This window comes from Bacillus sp. AFS088145, assembly GCF_002564465.1.
Lineage (GTDB): Bacteria > Bacillota > Bacilli > Bacillales > Bacillaceae_G > Gottfriedia.
Window position 1 is genome coordinate 1 of record NZ_NUUX01000013.1, and the last position, 18,841, is coordinate 18,841.

General features: G+C 32.3%; 17 protein-coding genes and 1 pseudogene. 6 read left to right on the forward strand and 12 right to left on the reverse strand.

Features of this window, described 5'->3' with window-relative positions; genetic code table 11:
* The first annotated feature begins 426 nt into the window (after positions 1 to 426).
* The gene (locus COI44_RS08420; RefSeq protein ID WP_179887050.1) at positions 427 to 1,008 is read left to right on the forward strand and encodes a TetR/AcrR family transcriptional regulator; all 582 of its coding nucleotides are present in this window, start codon (positions 427 to 429) and stop codon (positions 1,006 to 1,008) included.
* Positions 1,009 to 1,048: 40 nt separating this feature from the next.
* Here the strand turns inward: COI44_RS08420 and COI44_RS08425 are convergent, their stop codons facing one another.
* The 8 genes and pseudogenes from COI44_RS08425 to COI44_RS24085 form a co-directional block, all read right to left on the reverse strand.
* A complete protein-coding gene (locus COI44_RS08425) occupies positions 1,049 to 1,303 on the reverse strand; it encodes a spore coat protein (RefSeq protein WP_098427535.1) in 255 nt (84 codons plus the stop codon).
* A 12-nt stretch (positions 1,304 to 1,315) separates the two neighbouring features.
* The gene (locus tag COI44_RS08430; protein ID WP_098427536.1) at positions 1,316 to 1,504 is read right to left on the reverse strand and encodes a hypothetical protein; all 189 of its coding nucleotides are present in this window, start codon (positions 1,502 to 1,504) and stop codon (positions 1,316 to 1,318) included.
* Between the two features lie 200 nt (positions 1,505 to 1,704).
* Entirely contained in the window at positions 1,705 to 3,192 is a 1,488-nt protein-coding gene (locus COI44_RS08435; RefSeq protein WP_098427537.1) for an amino acid permease, read from the reverse strand.
* Between the two features lie 727 nt (positions 3,193 to 3,919).
* Entirely contained in the window at positions 3,920 to 5,890 is a 1,971-nt protein-coding gene (locus tag COI44_RS08440) for an alkyl/aryl-sulfatase (protein WP_098427538.1), read from the reverse strand.
* Between the two features lie 79 nt (positions 5,891 to 5,969).
* Positions 5,970 to 6,527, reverse strand: a pseudogene (locus COI44_RS24560) (spore germination protein).
* Positions 6,524 to 7,369, reverse strand: a complete 846-nt coding sequence (locus COI44_RS08455; RefSeq protein ID WP_098427541.1) for a spore germination protein — start codon at positions 7,367 to 7,369, stop codon at positions 6,524 to 6,526. Before COI44_RS08455 ends, COI44_RS24560 begins: the two are co-directional and overlap by 4 nt.
* A 248-nt stretch (positions 7,370 to 7,617) precedes the next feature.
* Positions 7,618 to 8,652: an AI-2E family transporter gene (locus COI44_RS08460; RefSeq protein ID WP_098427542.1), complete on the reverse strand. Its 1,035-nt coding sequence runs from the start codon at positions 8,650 to 8,652 to the stop codon at positions 7,618 to 7,620.
* A 244-nt stretch (positions 8,653 to 8,896) separates the two neighbouring features.
* Positions 8,897 to 9,052, reverse strand: a complete 156-nt coding sequence (locus tag COI44_RS24085) for a hypothetical protein (RefSeq protein WP_179887052.1) — start codon at positions 9,050 to 9,052, stop codon at positions 8,897 to 8,899.
* A 610-nt stretch (positions 9,053 to 9,662) separates the two neighbouring features.
* On the opposite strand from COI44_RS24085, the gene COI44_RS08465 reads away from it, so the two are divergent.
* Both COI44_RS08465 and COI44_RS24565 read left to right on the forward strand, forming a co-directional pair.
* Positions 9,663 to 10,100 (forward strand): hypothetical protein, encoded by a 438-nt coding sequence (locus COI44_RS08465; protein ID WP_098427543.1) that lies wholly within the window; start codon positions 9,663 to 9,665, stop codon positions 10,098 to 10,100.
* A gap of 13 nt (positions 10,101 to 10,113) precedes the next feature.
* Positions 10,114 to 10,248: a hypothetical protein gene (locus COI44_RS24565; RefSeq protein WP_286163830.1), complete on the forward strand. Its 135-nt coding sequence runs from the start codon at positions 10,114 to 10,116 to the stop codon at positions 10,246 to 10,248.
* A 7-nt stretch (positions 10,249 to 10,255) separates the two neighbouring features.
* Here the strand turns inward: COI44_RS24565 and COI44_RS08470 are convergent, their stop codons facing one another.
* Genes COI44_RS08470 through COI44_RS08480 form a run of 3 tightly spaced genes read right to left on the reverse strand, consistent with a single transcriptional unit; the run spans position 10,256 to position 13,915 of the window.
* Positions 10,256 to 10,762 carry a (2Fe-2S)-binding protein gene (locus tag COI44_RS08470; RefSeq protein ID WP_098427544.1) on the reverse strand — a complete coding sequence of 169 codons (507 nt, stop codon included), beginning with the start codon at positions 10,760 to 10,762 and terminating at the stop codon, positions 10,256 to 10,258.
* Positions 10,762 to 11,595, reverse strand: a complete 834-nt coding sequence (locus COI44_RS08475) for an FAD binding domain-containing protein (protein WP_098427545.1) — start codon at positions 11,593 to 11,595, stop codon at positions 10,762 to 10,764. The genes COI44_RS08470 and COI44_RS08475 overlap by 1 nt, the downstream gene beginning before the upstream one ends.
* 1 nt (position 11,596) lies before the next feature.
* Positions 11,597 to 13,915, reverse strand: a complete 2,319-nt coding sequence (locus tag COI44_RS08480; protein WP_098427546.1) for a xanthine dehydrogenase family protein molybdopterin-binding subunit — start codon at positions 13,913 to 13,915, stop codon at positions 11,597 to 11,599.
* Between the two features lie 319 nt (positions 13,916 to 14,234).
* Between COI44_RS08480 and COI44_RS08485 the strand changes: the two genes are divergently transcribed.
* Genes COI44_RS08485 through COI44_RS08495 form a run of 3 tightly spaced genes read left to right on the forward strand, consistent with a single transcriptional unit; the run spans position 14,235 to position 17,820 of the window.
* Positions 14,235 to 15,617 carry a spore germination protein gene (locus tag COI44_RS08485; RefSeq protein ID WP_098427547.1) on the forward strand — a complete coding sequence of 461 codons (1,383 nt, stop codon included), beginning with the start codon at positions 14,235 to 14,237 and terminating at the stop codon, positions 15,615 to 15,617.
* On the forward strand, positions 15,614 to 16,684 hold the full coding sequence (locus COI44_RS08490; protein ID WP_098427548.1) for a GerAB/ArcD/ProY family transporter: 1,071 nt from the start codon (positions 15,614 to 15,616) through the stop codon (positions 16,682 to 16,684). Before COI44_RS08485 ends, COI44_RS08490 begins: the two co-directional genes overlap by 4 nt.
* On the forward strand, positions 16,681 to 17,820 hold the full coding sequence (locus COI44_RS08495; protein WP_098427549.1) for a Ger(x)C family spore germination protein: 1,140 nt from the start codon (positions 16,681 to 16,683) through the stop codon (positions 17,818 to 17,820). The genes COI44_RS08490 and COI44_RS08495 overlap by 4 nt, the downstream gene beginning before the upstream one ends.
* 49 nt (positions 17,821 to 17,869) lie before the next feature.
* Here the strand turns inward: COI44_RS08495 and COI44_RS08500 are convergent, their stop codons facing one another.
* On the reverse strand, positions 17,870 to 18,769 hold the full coding sequence (locus COI44_RS08500; RefSeq protein ID WP_098427550.1) for a LysR family transcriptional regulator: 900 nt from the start codon (positions 18,767 to 18,769) through the stop codon (positions 17,870 to 17,872).
* Positions 18,770 to 18,841 lie beyond the last annotated feature (72 nt).

An 18,841-nucleotide genomic window follows, 5' to 3' on the forward strand; every position in this document is an offset into this window, starting at 1 on the left:
TTTTACTTCCTCATGAATCCTTTATGAGGAAGTATAAATCAGTTTTTTGTCTTTTTACTTCCTCATGAACCTTTTATGAGGAAGTATTGATCAGCTTTTTGACTTTTTACTTCCTCATGAACCTTTTATGATGAAGGATAGATCAGCTTTTTACCTTTTTACTTCTTCATGAACCCTTTATGAGGAAGAATAAATCAGCTTTTTGACTTTTTACTTCCTCATGGCACTGTATGAGTAAGTATAGATCAGATCATCATTTTTCTTTTTTACCTACTCACGACACCATTATGAACTACTCCATGATTTGATTTTCAATGCTTTCTCCTCCAAACAAACCTTTTTTACAACAAATTTAAACAATATTTAGACTTCACAAAGATTCCAGTTTATAATCTAGCTAACAAGAGTTAGTTTCGGAGGATGAAGATGACAAAGGATAAGATTATTGCAGCAGCCCTTGCCTTATTTTCTAAAAATGGTTACGAGGGCACAAGTTTAACTGAAATTGCAAAAGCAGTTGGGATTCAAAAACCATCTATTTATAATCATTTTAAAAGTAAAGAAGAAATCTTTCTTACAATTTATGAAAACATTCTATGGCTTCATGTGAAAAAAGTAGACGAGCTGATGGGAGAAATAAGCGAACTTTCAGCGAAGGAACAACTTTACCAAATTTTAAACGTAACATTTGAATATTATATTGAGTTCGAGGAGCAATCTACTTTCGTGAACCGCGCTGTCTTTTTTTCTCCTGAACCGTTAAAGGAGCATTTACATACGCAGTTCATGGAATCTGAGGAAGCAATGTCGACTATTTTAAGATCAGTGATTGATAAAGGGATTAAATATGGTGAAATTCGAACAGGAAATGTAGAAGACTTTGTTATGTCTTATTATTGCTTAATTGATGGGATCTTTATTGAACTGTCTTATTATGGAGCTGAAAAGATGAAGCCAAGGATTTCTAATATTTGGAGGAATTTTTGGTACGGTTTTAAAAATGAATAAAAAAAGGCGTTCGATTACTCGAATGCCTTTTTTCGGTAGTTTATTGATTTGAAGTTAATTCAGATACGAATTGCTGTACAACCTCTGGTGATGCTGGTGCTGCTGGTTTGTAATAACCTTTTTGAAGCGCATAATTGTACAATGTACGTTGACGTGCCTCATCTTGATTACGTAATTGAATTAAAGTTTGTCTTAATTCAGAGTTGGCTGACTCATTAATATATCCTGCATAACCAGTTAAGCTAGCATTTAGTCCTTCTAAATAATCATTAACCATATCTTTTTCTTGGAACATAATCTAATCTCCTTATCCTAAAAAATTTAAGAGTTTTTGTCTAGATTCCATTGCTGATTGGGCATCTCTTTCTAATAAAGCTTTTAATTCAGGATCAGAGCAATTTTGAGCATATGCCTCTAATTTATTTGCGATTGTACTATGCCCTCCAATCAAATGACGAAGATTTTCTAATTCAAGTTCTGTTAATGAATTGTTCATTTCTTAATGTCTCCTTTCGAACAAAAAATTACAAAATTCACTTATTTGTCTCCCTGCGCTTCTGTCCTAATCTGATCGATTAGGTTTTTCAACAGTCCACACATTGACACTATTAATTTTCCAAAATCCTGTAAAAAAATACGTAAAAAAGCTCAATCTATACTTGATAGATTGAGCTTTAAACTGCTTGTCAAATTTAATTAACTCTCACTGCTGAAGTCAGCATCTTCTAATTTAACCTTCTTCGTTTTCATCACTACTTTATAGCCAAGGTATCCAAGAATGAATAATGGTAGTCCAATATAAGAAACTGCGATACCATACCAGTCAATTTTATCTCCAGTAAATGCTCCATAATTCGTTCCAAGCATTGCAACTAAACATAAAACTGTCGCTAAAATTGGACCAAGTGGGAACCATTTTGCTAAATAAGGTAGATCCTTTAATTTTCTTCCTTGAGCGATATAAGCTTTACGGAAGCGGTAATGCGTAATTGATATGCCTAACCAAGAAATATAACCAGCTAAGCCTGCAGCATTTAATAACCAAGAATATACTGTACCATCACCAAATAATGAAGTTAAGAAGCAAACCGCACCAATTAGAGTCGTCGCAATTAATGCACTAACTGGAACTCCACCTTTGTTTACTTTTCTTAAAAACTTTGGTGCTTTTCCTTCTTCAGCTAATACCCAAAGTACACGAGAACCAACGTATAAGCTTGAATTACCCGCTGATAAAACTGAAGTCAAGATAACTGTATTCATTGCAGCAGCTGCAAAAGCCAGTCCTGCATGTTTAAATACTAAAGTAAATGGACTAATCGCAATACTATCAACATCTCCACCTAATAAGTTAGGATCTGTATAACTGATTAAACAGCCGATAACGAAAATCGCTAATACGTAGAATAATAAAATACGCCAAAAGATTTGCTTGATCGCTTTTGGAATATTCTTTTCAGGATTTTCACTTTCCCCAGCCGTTACTCCGACCATTTCAGTTCCTTGGAAAGCAAAACCTACAATCATAAATACACTAAAGATTGATAAGAGACCACCTTTGAATGGTGCTTCTCCTTTTGTGAAATTATCAAATCCACCTGTATGACCACTCATAATACCGAAAATCATTAATAATCCAATTACAATAAAAATAATGATTGTAGCTACTTTAATAATTGAAAACCAAAACTCAGATTCTCCATATCCTTTTACAGAAAGTACATTTAATCCAAAAATTAAAACAAGGAATATAGAACTCCATACAATCCCTGGAGTATGTGGGAACCAATATTTCATAATTAAAGCCGAAGCTGATAATTCTAATGCAAGGATGATTGCATTGTTATACCAATAATTCCAACCAACAGCAAAACCAAGAGCTGGATCGACAAATCTTGAAGTATATGTGCTAAAAGAACCTGAAATAGGAATTAAAGTTGCCATTTCAGCTAAGCTAGTCATCAGGAAGTAAACCATGATACCAGCAATTAAATAAGCAACAAGAGCTCCACCTGGTCCTGCATCATGGATAGTTGCTCCACTCGCTAAAAATAAACCAGTACCAATCGTACCACCCATAGCGATCATAGTTAAATGTCTCGTTTTTAGTTTTCTTTCTAAATGCTCTTTTTTAGGCGCGTTACTTTGAATTGTGAAATCATCTTTACGGTTTGTATTTTGCATGAATACACCTCTTTATTTTAAATTGAAATTTCTCCAAGAAGGATTGTTTAAATCTTTAAAAGCTCGCATTCCAATCTATTCTTTGACAATTTGTCATTCGTCAAGAAATTACAAAACACATTCCGAATTCCCTATTTTAATAGTAATCCTGGAACGAGAGCGATGTAAAGATGAAAATCCTACCTTCTAAATTTAACAAAGAAATAAAGCTTGTCCCCTCAATGCTGATAGCGTTTTCATTTTTTTTGCTTTCATCATCGAATTGTACTTAATTTAAATTATCATAATATGGCGAAAAATAGAAGGAGTTTTTTCATTGTTTAGATAATTTGGAGTTATTTAAGAATAGTTAAATTTTCAAAAAACGTATATTTATTTGAAACAATAAATATATATTAAGTCCTAGTTTAAGATTCTTCAACTATTAATTTTTAGATTGGAAAATATTATATAATGAAAGCGCTTTGTTGTCGTTTATTGTTGACTTTCCTTATTTAATAAAGCACTAGATTAGATTGAAGTTCCAAATTAAAGAATCTGTCTATAGGAAAATCCTCACCCTTTTTTTAGTAAAAATGTCATGATTTTTTTCTTTACTGTCATCGACTATATACAAAAAAATGAATAAAATCGGTTTTTAATTTTCTGAATTTTTAGAACGAAAAAACTTCAAAAAAACATTCTCCATAACTCTCGAAGAATGCTTTTTTTACCTAATTTTAATTTCTTATGGGGTTACGATATTAACCCACAGATTAAAGTGGTCAAATAAAGTTACCAACTCTTTAAATTTCTCTATATCCCCTGTAATGCTTAACTTTCCATTTGCAATTGCCTCATTTACATCAAGTTTTCCAGACATAATTAAATAAAAGGTTCCTTTATCTACAAATAGTGTTGCATCAGGACTTGAAGTAGTTAAACCATCGATATAATTAAAAACAGCGTTCTTTATATCAATTGTGTAATTTGTTTTCAAATCAGTAAAATTTATATTGAATGTAAAACGCTTATTCTCCGCTTTTGGACCATTAAGGGTGATTGAAATATAATCAAAGAAGTCATTTACTTCCATATTTAAGATTACTTGTTGGTCTACAGTACTTATAGTTTGCTTCCTAATTCCTTTTCTCAATTCCTGTGCACCCGTCAAGTAAACATTTCTCCAGGCAGCAGATTCAGCCCTGTATCCTAACTGCTCGTAAGATTTAGCTAGTAAGTTCCTTGCCTCTTTGTTATTTGGATTTGCCATAACGACATTTTTCAAAACTTGTGCTACCCATCGATAGTCACCTTTCTCAAAATCCTTTTTTGCGAGCTTCAGAACCTTCTTTTCTCCACCCATGTATTGAACGTATTTAGTTCCAGTCTCTACTTGTGGAAGTGGATCTAAATCAGAGGGATTACCGTTAAAATAACCTAAGTAATAATTGTAAACTGCTTTAGCATTTTGCTTCAAATCACCATAATACCCTCGATTCGCCCAATATTTATTAAGGCTAGCAGGTAATTTTATTTGTTCGGCTATTTCATCTGCAGTGTAACCTTGGTTGGCTAGACGAACTGTTTGATCATGTATGTATTTATATAAATCTCGTTGCTTTGTAAGCTGCTCTATTACACGATCTTTTCCCCATAACGGCCAGCTATGAGCTGTAACTAATGCATCGATTTCTTCTTTACCAAATAACTTGATAGTATGATCCAAAGCTTTTACCCACTCAGAGGCATCTCTTGTTTTTGCTCCTCTTAAAGTGTAAAAATTATGCATAGTATGACCTGTATTCTCAGCAACGACTAACGTTTTGTAATCATGTATGTAATAATGCATTTCTGAAGGTGCTTCAGTATTTAACGTTAATAAAAACTTGAATTTAATTCCATCTATTTCCATCGTTTGTACTTTATCTTTAATTTCAATTGTCGGTGGCAAAAAGCTGATTGTACCTGTACTAATTCTTGGGCCAATCCCATTTGTTACGTATCCTTTTTTATTTACGGGTAAAAGATATCCGAACATATACCCTGCCCTACGTGACATGATGTTACCTAATAGGATATTTTCACTGACTACTTCCTTAGAAAAGTTTAATGGAGCAATAATTGGTACATTTTCTGGATTTGTAGCGTACTGTACAACCCCTTTCACCCCTCCAAAATGATCAGCATGACTATGACTAATAACTACTGCACTAACTGGTTTTTTAGGGCGATTCGCATAATAAACTTCCAATGCTGCTTTTGCAGTTTCAATCGTTGATAATGTATCTAATATGATTAAACCTGTTTTACCTTCTACTATTGTCATCACAGACACATCTTGTCCACGAATTTGATATACCCCATCAACTACCTTGTATAGCCCTGGAGTATTTAATAATTGAGCTTGTCTCCATAAAGATGGATTGACAGTTAAAGGCGCCGGACCATCATTAATAATTGAATATTGATCACGATCCCAAATGATATCACCTTTTGAATTTTTTATTTTCTCTTGCATTAATGGTGCTATGAAGCCTTTATGAGCATCATTAAAATCTTGCTTATCATTGAAACTTAATTCGCTATAAATTTTTTCATTTGACTTAATTGTATCCTTAGTAGGAGGCATAGCTTGAGAAAAAACGTTTTGTGAAAAGGTGGTACTAAACAAAAACGATAGTATTAGTAAAAATGTTAACCCTTTTGTTTCCGACATGATTTTCTCCTTATAGTCAAAGTCAGCATATAGAATTGGAACAAAAAGTAATATATTTTCTATTACACTTTGTTCCAATTTATTTATTATGTGGATATGTATGTTTACTATTAATAAGCTTCCTTAAATCTCCTCTAAAAAGAGCATCTTTCATTTCTTTCGGATGAAATGGTATAAACGGTGCTAAATACGGAACTCCTAAAGATTTAATTGAGGCCATATAAGCTACTAAAATGATTAAGCCGATTAGAATCCCTTTTACTCCAAAGAAGAATCCTAGAAATAAAAAAATAAGTCGTAAAGTTAAAACCGGCCCATACAATCAACCTGCAACAATCGAAATACTAGATAGAAAATTAATACCTACTATAATTAACGTAATAGAATGAATTATTTTGGCAGTAACTGCAGTCTGTCCAACTACTATCGCACTTATTAGAGAAACAATAATAACTGTCGATTTAGGAATTCGTATTGAAGCTTCTACAAGTAGCTGAAAAATTATCATGACAAATAAGATCTCAACTATAACAGGTAAAAGTGTTTCTGATTTTTTGAAAAAGATTTTAGCAAAGTGATGTGGTACCCAATCTTGGTGGAAACGGACCATCGCTTCATACACCCCTAATAAAATCATTGAAAATAACCAACTAAATAAACGTAATAATCTGGATCTCTGGATCCATAGCGCCCCGACTTAGTATTGTATTCATCTGGTTGATGGAAATAATGAAGAAAAAGTGAAGGAACGATTAGACTATACGGAATGCCATTAACTAATATTCCAACTCTTCCCTCATATAATGCTGAAACAGTTACATCAGGACGTTCGGATGTAAAAACAGTTGGAAAAAACGTTTTTTTTCCTTCTAAAGCGTCTTCAATTACTCTTGCTTCTAATAGATAAGTAACATCTAGTTCAGTTATTCTTTTTCTTGTTTCCTCTAAAATTTGTTGATCTACGTATCCATCTATGTATAGAATCGAAACATCTGTTTTCGTTTCATTTCCAACTTGTAGATTTTCAATCGATAGTTTATGGGACTGTATCATATTACGAATTATATTAACATTTACCTTTAGTTGTTCATTACCAACTAAAGAGCCTTTTATAGACCTTTGCGTATCAGGCTCAGTTACCGAACGCATTTGCCATTCTGCAATATCTGCCAATATCCCTTCGTTGTAACCATCGATTAAAATAAGCGCCTTTCCTTTTGTTAGCCCAGCCAATACGTCTTCATTTATTTTCACCTTCGCAACATCTGCAACCGAAAGATGGCAAGTCATAATTGCGTCCATACTTTCGAATTTAATAACTCTTAGTAGTGGCGAAAGAATATTGTCTTGAATCGATTGTGTATTCGTTATTCCATCTAAATATAAAACGGCAGCATCTCGAATGACCTCATCATTAATAGTTAAAGGTCTAATTTTCAAGTCAGTAGAGTGTTTAAATTTTTCTTTTAAATATTGAATATTCTTTTCTCAACTTACTACTAAAGTAGATTGTTCCGCATTATTCACTAATAAACCCCTTAAACATATTTTTGTTTAGTTTGTCCGGCAAATACCAGTTTATGTTAAGATTAGTGCAATATTGGAAATTCAAATTATAAATGTATTTCAAATTGAAATGCTGTTCATTACTATTATTAATTCAGATATTAATATGTAGGTTAAATAGAAAAAAAGATGATACCGTCTACACGATATCATCTTTTCATTTATTCAGTTGATTCTACTTCTTTCGGTTCATGATCTGTTACGCCTAATACATCTAATAAAAAGATGAATACTGGTATCCCGATAATCAGACCCCATACGCCAAAAAATCGTTCAGAAAACACAAGAATTAGAAATGTATAAAAAACTGGTAAGTTCGTCTTAGCTGATATTAGCTTTGGATTTAAAAAATAGGTTTCAAGTGCATGTAAAATTAAGATCATCAAAATTACATACATGATATGAGTCATTCCGCCGATTGTATAAGCAATCGTACAAAGTGGAATTAACGAGATAAACATACCAGCAACCGGGATTAGTCCTAGTAAGAAAATCAAGAAACCTAAACCGATTAACTGTGGAAATCCCATAAATCTTAATGCAATAACGGATAGGATACAATTTACAAGTGCAATTAAAAACTGTGCTTCTATCACCTTACCAAAAGAACGCGAAAATCTTTCTCCAAAATAGGCCATCTCGACATAAAAAAGTGAGATTTTACTATTTTTAAATTTTCGTGTAAAGGATATAATTCTAGGTTTTTCAAGTAGGAAAAAGAAGCTCAAAACTAGTGCAATTAGTACTTCAATCCCCCACTGACTTATATTTGATGCATACTTATATAAAAAATCTAATCCTTGCTCTGTATAACCTGATATTTCAACCTTTTTAATCGCCGTAACGATATAATTTATAATCTTCTCATCTGGTGGATTCATATAAAACGTTTTGATTTGTACGATTAGTTGAACAACTTGAGATGTAATAACAGGTAAATAATTATAGATCCCTATTACTAGAGCCGCCACAATAACTATATACAAAGAGTAAACGACAACTAAGCGATTAACTGGCAAAATCTTAGTCAATCTATTAATAATAAATTTATGTATACGATCCATTAAATAAGTAAAAATGAAAATTAGTAAGATTAAATTTATTATTTTTCGAGTTAAGATTAAGACAAGTATGATACAAAGCATCATCGCTAGGCGTCTAAATGTGCTACTTTGAAAAAATTTTTTGACCTCCATTACACAATCCCCTCACTTTCTATTATTTTTGTGTAGTAGTTTGGCCTTTTCGATCAAGAACGCATTTATATTTTCAATTAAAATTCGATTTTATTTGATTCCCTCTCTTTAATTTTTATTTAATTAAGACACTTCTTATGATTATATACAATAATCAATTTCATTTCCATTGTAGAAGCCACTATAAAATTGGTAATTGAAAAATAAAAAAGAGAAGCCATTATTAGCTTCTCCTACTTGTTCTTTACTTTAAACCTAATTGACTTAAAACGTCATCTAACGTAACGCCTTTATATGAAGTCTTTGCTTTAGGTGGATTCGATACCGTATCATTTTGTAATCCATAGTTTTTAACTACAAAATACATATCTTTTTGATCAACTACACCATCGAAGTTCAAATCTGCACTTGATTTATTTGTTCCCCAATAAGTTTGTTTTTTAGATCGAAATTCACTAATTCCATATCTTCTGGTAAAGGCTTACTTCCTAAATAAGTAATAGTTTTGTTTACAATATTAAAAATTTCCTAGTATTTTGAACTGTTTATTATTCAAATAAAAAAAATCTTCAAGAATGAAGATTTTTTCAGATTGTTAAGCAAATTCAAATGATTATTATAAGTTATGTTCGATCTTAATTGACCTACAAACTGATTAACTAGTTGTTATGCTACTCTAAGTAAAGGATATAAAATTATAATTTTAGTGTAACCATTTTTTTGATGAATAAATTGATTGTAGCGGATAGTGCTCGACTCCTATGGGATAAGCGGAAAGGCTGAGACCCCGCAGGCTTGCCGAGGAAGCCAAAGAATCTCGCCCCATGGAAAGCGAGCACACTGTAGCGGAAATCAACCACAACCAACTTTATTTAATTATTAAATTGACAAACTCTTTTTTCAGTTTGTTAAATCAAGCTTATCCCCTAACCCCTTCCTTTCTTTATCCCTGCCATTTGCATTCACACTTGGGCACTTAATGAATACTATAGGCATGAGGGTGTGATCCAATGAATGACTATAAGATTAAAGAAGATCTTCGTATCATCGCTACTCTTCAAAGAGATTTAAATGTCGCCGCTGCAGCCTTATTATTAACTGGCCAAATTACGATAATAGGTGTATTTGTAACGTCTGGAGAATTTAGTCTTTCTCTAAGTGGACCCTTATTAGGTAGAGAACGTGTAGAAAGTAAATATGGAGATCAATTAACAAATTCTCTTATTGATGTAATCGATATAATCATTGCTATTTTATTATTAATTGATGAAGTTCGCGTTGTAAGCTCTGTTATAGGACCTGGTAGATTCTCATTAAATGTGAGTGGACCCATTTTTGGTGCACCAGTTAGCGTACCGACACTTCCTTTTCTAAAAAAAACATATTACTTTTGCAAAAAAATTGTTTCGAAACATTTTGATATTGATCCGCGAATCTTTAGTAAATAAAGGAATGGTGATTATGGCTTTAACAGATATCCCTACAGTAAGACCTACTGATACCCAAGTTTTTCTTATGGCAATTTCAGTCATTTCGTTTATTTTCTTCTTTACACAAAGAAAAGCTAGTGACTCAACCTCAACACCGGTGAGTTAAGAGATCACTATTCGTCTTTTTCTAACTCATTATTCATTGGTTTTTCTCTATTCTCAATAACTGATAAAACAGCTTCTTCAATCTCTTCATAGCATGTGCATCTACAAATATTGGAAGATAGCCATTCCTTCATCGTTTCATAAGTTGGATGTGGTTGTTTTAATAAAAGAGAATGACAATTCATAATAAATCCAGGAGTACAATAACCGCATTGAAACGCAAAATTTTCAACAAATGCTTTTTGTATAGGTGAATCTTTTAACCCTTCAATTGTTGTTATTTTTTGTCCAACTGCCTCGATGGCAAGCATTATACATGATTTATATACTGTATCATTTACTACAACTGAACAAGCCCCACAATCTCCATTTAGGCAACCTGGCTTCGCTCCAGTTAGACCTAATTTAGTTCGTAACACATACAGGAGAGTATCTACTGGACGAATCTCCACTTGTCGAATTTCATCATTAATACTTAAAGTAACACTTAATTTTTTGCTTGGAGACTGGTCCATTACCTTCCCTCCATTTCGATCATGATCTCTTCTATTGTGTTTTTTAGTACAAATAGTCGATACTCTTTTGATCCCTCAACATCGTCAAGTATTTCACCAGGAATAAATTGAATTGCTTTTTGTATTCTTTCTTCAACACTCGAGTTCGTATTATTTAGCTCGGCTTCCATTTGCTTTGAACGAAATGGAAAAGGACATAGTCCACTAAAAGCAAAACGCAATTGATTTTCCGATTTAATAGATGCGATCGTCAGTAGTGGATAACCCGTATCCCATTGCTGACGTTTTTTTATGCTAATATATGGTAGATTGATATATTTCTTTTCCGTTAGAAGTTGAATTAGAATTTGTCCGTCTTGGAGTTGTAAGTTTTGATTGAAGATTTGTTCGATTGGAAAAGCCTCTACACCATTGTACCCGGCAACAACTACTTGGCTATCACAAAGAAGAAATGGTAAAATTGCTTCCCGATAAAAAATTTGACCACATAAGTTTCCACCTAAGGTAATTTTATTTCTTGCGGTACGGTCAGCTATTTCCATAGAAGCTTTAGTTAGTAATGGAAATAGGTTTTTCTCCTCAATATCAGTAAGTGAAATGACTGCACCTGATATTAAATAGCTCTCATTAAACTCAAATAACTGACACTCTTTTAGATCTTTAATATCGATAAGCGCATCTGTTTCAACCAGATTTAATCGGCCTAGTGTTATGATTTCCGTACCACCTGCATAATAGATTGGCCTCTTGTTTTTAGCTTTTAAAAAATAAAAAGTCTCCAATGCTTCTTTAATCGTCATTGGTTTATAGTATTCTATATTAGAAGATAACAAGCTAGTTCCCACCTTCTTTTACTTTCCATAATAGTTCTGGGATAATAGGTAAATTATAAATTTCAGCGGAAATTGCAGTTGAAAGACTATTTCCAAGAGCAGCTGGCATTCCTAGTAATCCATGTTCCCCTACCCCTCGTGCACCAAATACAGCATCGACTTGTGGAGTTTCAACAAACGCAACTTCATATTTAGGATTCTCTCCAAATCGTATTGGTCGATATGTTCGTAATTGCGGATTTAGTACTTTTCCCTGAGAATCAAATTTAAAAGTTTCTCTACCGGCAAAGGATAGTCCCATACTCATTGCACCTTTAACTTGACCAGTTGCCGTCTTAATATTTAGTACATTACCAATATCAACAGCTGTAACAGCTTTAAGAATTCTATATTCATATGTTTTCAGATTGACTTCTACTTCCACACCATGTGCACAGACCGTCCATTCTGGTCCTGGTTTTCCAGCACCTGTTTCTCGATCTATATATGTTAAGCCAGTTAAAATATAATGTCCCCTCCCAATTATTTGTCCACCAATCGAGTTTCCATTTGGAAAAGTATATCCATAAGCGATATCTTTTATCGCTATATTTTTAGTAGGTTCGCTTCTTAAAAATACTTTACCGTAACCAACCTCTAAATCCTCAACTGGAGCACGCAATACAAAAGAGGCTATATCTTTTAATTGACGAATTAAATCTTCAGCAGCTGCTAGCAAAGCTCTTCCTGCCATGAATGTCCCTCTACTTGCAACAGTTTTCCAATGTTCAGGTGTATTTAATGTGTTAATCTTCATTTGAACATGAATATCGTTTACATCCATTTTCAGAATCTCTGCTAACATTTGAGCAAGAATTGTTTTTGTACCTTGACCCAGCTCTACTACACCCGAAAGTAAATTAATGCTACCATCAGCATTATAGATTAATATGACACCTGAACTAGCATTTGGTGTAATGGTAGAAGTTTTCCAAGAACAACTAATTCCTTTTGCCCTTACTTTATGATTTCCTAAGTCAATGACCTGACCTTCCTCCCAATTGATTAATTCTTTCATTTTTTCAATACATTTTGGTAAATTTCCAACTGTACTTGAATTTAATACAACTTGAGTAGGCGTTTGATCACCAGGTTTAATTGCGTTTTTTTCTCTTAGTTCAATCGGATCCATATTTAATTTTTTAGCAAGAATATCCATCGCTCTTTCAAATGCAAAATGTACTTCAGAATGACTAAACCCCCTAAAAGGCGCTGGATATGGATGATTTGTATACATACAAAAAGAATCACACCAAATATTTTCGATATTGTAAGGTCCTGTACAATCAACTGCTCCCGCTCGTGTTAAATCAATTGATTTATCAGCATACGCTCCGCCATCCCATAAAAATTGAATCTCAGCAACCTTGAGCATTCCCTCTTTTGTACATCCTAGTTTTACATTCGCTTCTAGGCCAATATGCACTGGCGAGGAAAGCATATCATGTTCACGACTATTTAATATTTTTACTAATCTGCCATTTACAGCTCGTGAAGCAATAAAAGCTAAAATTTCTAACTGGACTGCCCCTTTTCCACCATATCCCCCACCAACAAAAGGCGTGTTTACAATGATTTTTCCAGGTTTTATTCCAAAATAATCACCAATCAAATCCTTTACCATAAAAGGGCTTTGTGAAGAAGTAGTAATCTCAATAGTGCCATCATGATGTATTTGCGCAAATGAACATCTTGTCTCCATTGCAGCATGATCTGATGGTCTAAAAGCAAAACTCTCATCAACCATTACTTCACTTTCTCTCCAACCTTTGTTAAAATCGCCTTTTCGAATTTTAATTCTTGTAGCTATATTAGTTCCTGGCTCTGGGTAAACCCCTTCTGTTTTTTCATATTCTCCTAGGTTAGGATGTAAAAGAGGAGCATTTTGTTTAAGTGCTTCCGACGGAGAATTTACAACAGTCAGTAATTCATATTGTACTTTCACTAAACTAGCAGCATGATTTGCTTGATACTTTGTATCTGCTACAACGATTGCTACTACTTCTCCAAAAAACCGAACTCGATCAAATGCAATTGGATACCGGTCAAGTATCCCTTCTCCTACTAAAGGTAGATTTTCACCAAATATAATTTTTCTTACACCTGGTACATTTAGAGCTTCAGTTGCATCAATATTTTTAATGAGCGCATGCGCGTATGGACTTGTTACTAATTGAGCATGAAGCATATCATTTGCCTCGAAATCGTCTGTATATTTAGCATAGCCAGTAACTTTTTCGAAAGACTCTTTTCGGGGTATTCCTTTACCGATTATATGCATGATGTGTTCTCAACCCCTTCCGTAAAAAACATTTCATAAAGTATTTAATACTTTAGCAATAGTTAATATAAGATTTCTTTTATATGAGATACTTTAAAAATTTATGTTTTGAATACTAAAAAAATGCCCAGATAGGAGAATCAGGCATCTTAATCAGAACTATGAAATATAGGGTTTAATTAATTTACAACCTAATTATGATCTTAAATATTCATATTTAAAGACTTTAGTAATTACAAGATCAATTTCCATACATATCCAATTTACAAAAGGGAATAATACTTATATTCATTGCGGAGTTTTTAAGGAGTTGGTTTAAATGGAAGTAAATGAAAAAACCTCCATGCTTGAGGAAGTACAAAACGAATTTCATTCAAGTTCAGATTTTAAATATAAAAAATATTCAATTGATGAAGTAACTCTTCATTTATGTTATCTAGATACAATGATCGATTCAGAGGTTATTCAAACACATATATTAGAACGAGTAGTTTCAAAAGATCATTCAGGTCGAATCATCACGACTATATTAGATTCTGATGATGCATTTACACTTGATGAATGTATACAATCTATTCTTTCTGGAAATGTTATTGTTTTTAATGATAATAATAAAAGTAAAGCAAAGTCATATTCTGCACCTAGTAATAATAGCGACCGTTCAATATCAGAAACACTTTCTGAAACAGTAACATTAGGTGCTCATGACAGTTTTGTGGAGAGCCTTAAAATCAATTCAACTTTAATTCGAAAAAGATTACGTACGAAAGAATTAATTATCAAGAATATAACTGTTGGTAAAAAATATCCTGTAAACCTTTCCATTTTTTATTTAAATGATATAACACCTCAATCTATGATTCAAACAATTGAAGAGAAAATAAAAAAACTTGAGTCGAATGGAAAAGTCGAACCTAATCAAATGATTGAGTCTGTACATGTTCAAAACATTATAGAAGAGTATCCTTCTTCACCTTTTCCACAGGTAATGTTCACTGAAAGACCTGATCGTACAGTCCGTCATTTATTATCAGGAAAACCTGCTATTATGGTTGACAATGATCCTAGTGCATTATTATTTCCTTATGATATTTATGGTTATTTTCGAGCTGCAGATGATTTTAATTTTCGATGGTTTTTTGGAGTATTTTTCTTTTGTTTAAGAATATTAGCTTTTTGGATAGCTGTATTATTACCTTCAATTTATATTGCGATTACAACTTATCATTCAAATATTTTGCCAGTTTCAATTTTTTATACTTTAAAGCTATCAATAGAAAATGTCCCACTTCCACCATTAATCGAAGCTTTTTCGATGATTATTATTTTAGAACTGTTGAAGGAAGCTGCTTTAAGACTTCCAAATCCTATTGGATCAACCATTGGTACTGTTGGAGCGATCGTCATTGGAACGGCTATTGTACAAACCAATTTAATCTCAAATTCAATGGTTGTTGTAATTGCGATTACTGCCGTTTCATCATTCTCACTTCCATCAAAGGAAATGTCGGTTGCTGCACGAATTATGGGTATACCACTTTTAATTCTTTCATCAATTTTTGGATTTATTGGAATTAGTTTAGGCGTCTTTATGATTTTTGCTCACCTATCAAAAATTAAAGCCTTTAGTTTTCGATATGTTGAAAATCCAGGTTTCTCTGAGTTTGTTCTTTTTAAAAATAGAAAGGGGAAAGAAACATGATTAATAATAAACACCTTTTCTATTTGATTATATTTACCCAATTCGGCGTCGCCATTACAAGCTATCCTTATGATATGTATAAAATTGCAGGTCATGATAGTTGGATTTCTACTATTATAGGTGGAATAATCGTTCAAATTTTAATCTTACTTTATTATAGTTTATATAAAAAATTTCCTGACAAAAGCTTTACTGACTATACAAAAATAATAACGAATCCATTCATTGGAACATGTATAAATATTAGCTATTTCATCTATTTTTTGTATGTTGTAATCGTAGTATCAATGAGATTTTCTGATATTATCACGATCTGGATTTTTCCAAAAAGTCCTTCTTGGCTTATTCTCATTTTATTTTTAGTAACGGCGTATATTATCGCGAAAAATGACATCCAAACCATTGCAAGAACATATGTACTTTGTACATTTATCTTTCTAATCTTTATCTTATTTTTACTATCTGCTTATGATAATGTTCATATTGGCAGAATATTACCTATTGGCCAATATCCAATAAAAAAGATTGGCTCCGGTGCATATTCATCATTTCTTGAAATGTTAGGTTTTGAAATTTTTTTATTTATAGCGCCAAACTTTCAAGATACAAAAAAGAAATTATTTACTTTAACATTTGCAAATTTCTTTACGACAATTTTTTATACCTTTATTATTATTACTTCCTATATTCGACTAAGTAACAAAGAAAATAGTTATATTATAGACCCCATTCTATATATTTTTAAAACCTATCACTCGAAAATGATTGAAAGTTTAGATACGATATTTTTAAGCTTATGGACAATTGTCATTTGTGCTACAGTAGTTAGCTATATTTATATCGTTAGTGAAGATGTACATAAGCGACTATCATTAATTGTAAAAAATAGGAAAAGCATATTACTTTTCATCATTATAGTAGTATTTGCTTTTTATCCGTTAGTTTCCTTCCATCTAATCAGAAGAGAAACAATTGTAAATTTCGGTAGTTATTTAGACCCTTTATTTATTATTATTATTCCATGCCTATTGTTCCTAATTAATAAAGTTAGGGGGCTAATCAATTGATTCGCAAGTCAAAAATCATTATTTGTTTATTTTTATTTCTTTTAGTAGCTACTGGTTGCTGGGATTCAAGAACAATTACAGAAAAAACATTAGTAAATGGGATTAGTATTGATATTGATCAAGATAAAAAAATTGAGGTGAATGCACTAATACTTGATATTATCGGAAGAGGATCTGGCGTCTTCGATTTCCAAAATGAATCTGTTAAATCTACAAAGAAGAATTCAGTATCTCACGCTGGGATGGAAATACAATCATTTTTACCTGGAGATATAACGACATCAAAAACGAGGGTTATATTATTAGGTGAAGATTTCTCGAAAACTAAATTTATTCATCTTTTAAGTACCTTTCGGCGTAGAACATCTTCAAATCTAAATGTATCTGTCGCTATAACAAATAAGCAACCTGCAAAAAACGTTTTGGAATTAAAAACCGTTGGTTCAAAACCATTGTCATTTATATTAAAGGATACAATTGATAATGCCGAGTCAACCTCCATCGCTCAAAAAATGGAGTTATTTAATATTTTTACTTATACTTCTGAAGATGGAATTGATTTCACAATCCCAGTTGTAGATGTATCATCAGATAAACGAGTAGAAGTTGTTGGTTCAGGACTAATGCATAATGCTAGCTATACTGGTCATTTCATAACTTCTGATCAATCTCCTGTTCTTTTAATGTTGATGGGGAAATATGGAAATACCGGCCATTTTATTACAAAGCTTCCTAAAAAATATGAAGCACCATACAATACAATATCTTATGAAATCATTAGACCTAGAAATAATTTCTCTATTACGACTTCTAAAGATAAAATAGAAGTAAATTTAAAAATTGATGCATATGTTAGAATAGACGGAATTACATCAATTAAAATGTTACAAGAAGAAGAAATGTGGTCCATTATTAAGAAAGATTTAAATAAAAGAGCTAAAGAGGTAATCAAAGAAATTCAAGTTGCTAATAGTGATGTGCTTGGTATTGGAAGATATTTAAAAGAACATCAGCCAGAAGAATGGCGAAAACTAAATTGGCAAAAGAAATATCCTACTATTGAAATCAAACCGAAAGTGTCCGTTACCATATTAAGTACAGGAGCAATTGGAACAGAGTCTCAACTTGAAGAATAATTTAAAAAAGATAGTGTAGTCAGTTGGAATGCTGGCTTCACTATCTTTTTTAAATACTATTTTTAAACTGCAATTTAAATTCATCCATAAAATCTTTCGCAAGTGTTGATAATCCTTTTGATTGTAAGTATATCAACCAAAAATCTAAATCGAAAAACGTTTCTTCCTTTAGTGGAATAATTTTAATGTCACCATTTAAAACGATGGGGCGATTTCTTATTGAAAAATTATGTAAATATAAAATGGCTTGGCTCTCTTTCACAAGTTCATAAAGCAAGCTACTTCTATTTGTTTGAAGGACTACATTTTTGGGATTCAGTTTAGAGATTTTTTGCAATGTCTTATAGTCAGAGTTTTTATACATAACAATTTTTTCATTCGTTAGTTCGTTTGGTGTGACAGATTCATAAGAATAAAACGGAGACTTCTTACCGACCGCGATGCAAATATGCCCTTTTGTTAAATGTTCAAAACCAATAAATTTTTCTTTCTTTAATTCTTCGATTGTGCAAGGAATCAGTGCAATATCATAATCTTGCTTACTGAAATTCTGAATCATATAAGCAGGGTTTTCTTCAACTACTTCAAATGTAATTTCACTATTTTTCTCATTGTACTTGATCATCGTTTCTTGAAGAATTGCCGAAAAAGTAGGTGCCGTTAAGATTTTTAAATGATTGCTGCTTCTATTCTTAATATCATCTATTTCTTTATTAAGCTCTTTAATCGTATTTAATAAAATAATCGCTTTTGATATAACAATTTTCCCTTCAAAAGTTGGTGTAACTCCTTGTTTCGATCTGTTAAAAATTTTTATGCCAAGCTCATTTTCTAATTGAGTAATGGATTGACTCATTCCAGAAGGAGAGATAAATAATTTTTCTGCAGCTTTCGTGATTGACAACTCTTTTGCCGCAGTTACAATATGTTCCATTTGATCAAAATTCATTCTTCAACTACTCCTTAAGAAAACTAAAACTATAACTTGTTGGTAATTATATATTTATGATTCCAGAAAATC

Coding starts and splice junctions, on each gene's coding strand:
- COI44_RS08420 (WP_179887050.1), top strand. CDS start 427: ATGACAAAGGATAAGATTATTGCAGCAGCCCTTGCCTTATTTTCTAAA.
- COI44_RS08425 (WP_098427535.1), bottom strand. CDS start 1,303: ATGTTCCAAGAAAAAGATATGGTTAATGATTATTTAGAAGGACTAAAT.
- COI44_RS08430 (WP_098427536.1), bottom strand. CDS start 1,504: ATGAACAATTCATTAACAGAACTTGAATTAGAAAATCTTCGTCATTTG.
- COI44_RS08435 (WP_098427537.1), bottom strand. CDS start 3,192: ATGCAAAATACAAACCGTAAAGATGATTTCACAATTCAAAGTAACGCG.
- COI44_RS08440 (WP_098427538.1), bottom strand. CDS start 5,890: ATGTCGGAAACAAAAGGGTTAACATTTTTACTAATACTATCGTTTTTG.
- COI44_RS08460 (WP_098427542.1), bottom strand. CDS start 8,652: ATGGAGGTCAAAAAATTTTTTCAAAGTAGCACATTTAGACGCCTAGCG.
- COI44_RS08465 (WP_098427543.1), top strand. CDS start 9,663: ATGAATGACTATAAGATTAAAGAAGATCTTCGTATCATCGCTACTCTT.
- COI44_RS24565 (WP_286163830.1), top strand. CDS start 10,114: ATGGCTTTAACAGATATCCCTACAGTAAGACCTACTGATACCCAAGTT.
- COI44_RS08470 (WP_098427544.1), bottom strand. CDS start 10,762: ATGGACCAGTCTCCAAGCAAAAAATTAAGTGTTACTTTAAGTATTAAT.
- COI44_RS08480 (WP_098427546.1), bottom strand. CDS start 13,915: ATGCATATAATCGGTAAAGGAATACCCCGAAAAGAGTCTTTCGAAAAA.
- COI44_RS08485 (WP_098427547.1), top strand. CDS start 14,235: ATGGAAGTAAATGAAAAAACCTCCATGCTTGAGGAAGTACAAAACGAA.
- COI44_RS08490 (WP_098427548.1), top strand. CDS start 15,614: ATGATTAATAATAAACACCTTTTCTATTTGATTATATTTACCCAATTC.
- COI44_RS08500 (WP_098427550.1), bottom strand. CDS start 18,769: ATGAATTTTGATCAAATGGAACATATTGTAACTGCGGCAAAAGAGTTG.